At 68.0% G+C, this 1,011-nt stretch carries 1 protein-coding gene; it reads left to right on the top strand.

Annotated features, from left to right (window positions below; translation table 11 throughout):
- Positions 1–1,011: glutamate synthase central domain-containing protein (locus tag DAI20_RS19230; RefSeq protein WP_497802631.1), on the top strand; the 1,011-nt coding region annotated here is incomplete at both ends.

The raw sequence follows: 1,011 nt of genomic DNA on the forward strand, positions 1-1,011 counted from the left end.
GCAGCCGTCCGCTGTACGACTATTTCCGCCAGGCCTTCGCGCAGGTCACCAACCCGCCGATCGACCCGCTGCGCGAAGACTGCGCGATGTCCCTGTCCACCCAGCTCGGCAAGGAGACCAACATCTTCCATGCCGGCCCGGAGACGGTGAACCACGTCATCCTCAATTCACCGGTGCTCAGCCAGCGCAAGCTGCGCCAGCTGCTGAAGATGGACCAGTACGTGCAGGCCAACCGCCTGCTCGACCTGTCCTACAGCGAAGACGAGGGCCTGCGTGCCGGCATCGAGCGCATCTGTGCCGAGGCCGAACAGGCCGCGCGCGAGGGCATGGTGATGCTGCTGCTGTCCGACCGCTACCCGGTGGCCGGGCGGCCGATGGTGCATGCCCTGCTCGCCACCAGCGCCATCCACCACCACCTCTCGCGGCTGGGCCTGCGCTGCGACGTGAATCTCATCGTGGAAACCGGCACCGCGCGCGACCCGCACCACATGGCCTGCCTGCTCGGCTTCGGCGCCACGGCGGTGTATCCGTACCTGGCCTACCAGACCCTGTTCGACCTGGGCCGCCGCGGCATCCTGAAGCTCAGCAAGGGCGGTGAGCAGTCGCAGATCGGCCGCCGCTACCGCAAGGGCGTCTACAAGGGACTGTCGAAGATCATCTCGAAGATGGGCATCTGTACCGTGGCCAGCTACCGCGGCGCGCAGCTGTTCGAGATCATCGGCCTGGAACCGGAGGTCGTGGATCTGTGCTTCCCGGATACCGCCTCGCGCATCGGTGGTGCCGGTTTCGCGCGCCTGGATGCCGACGCGCGCGAACTGTGCACGCAGGCCTGGGACGCGCAGCAGGACGTGGATGTCGGCGGCCTGCTGAAGTACGTGCACGGCGGCGAGTACCACATGTACAACCCGGACGTGGTGACCACCCTGCAGCGCGCGGCGCGCAGCGGCGATCCGCGTGCCTGGCAGCAGTACTGCGATGCCGTGCACGCGCGTCCGCCGTCGGCACTGCGCG

This window comes from Planctomonas deserti, from assembly GCF_003067705.1.
Lineage (GTDB): Bacteria > Actinomycetota > Actinomycetes > Actinomycetales > Microbacteriaceae > Planctomonas > Planctomonas deserti.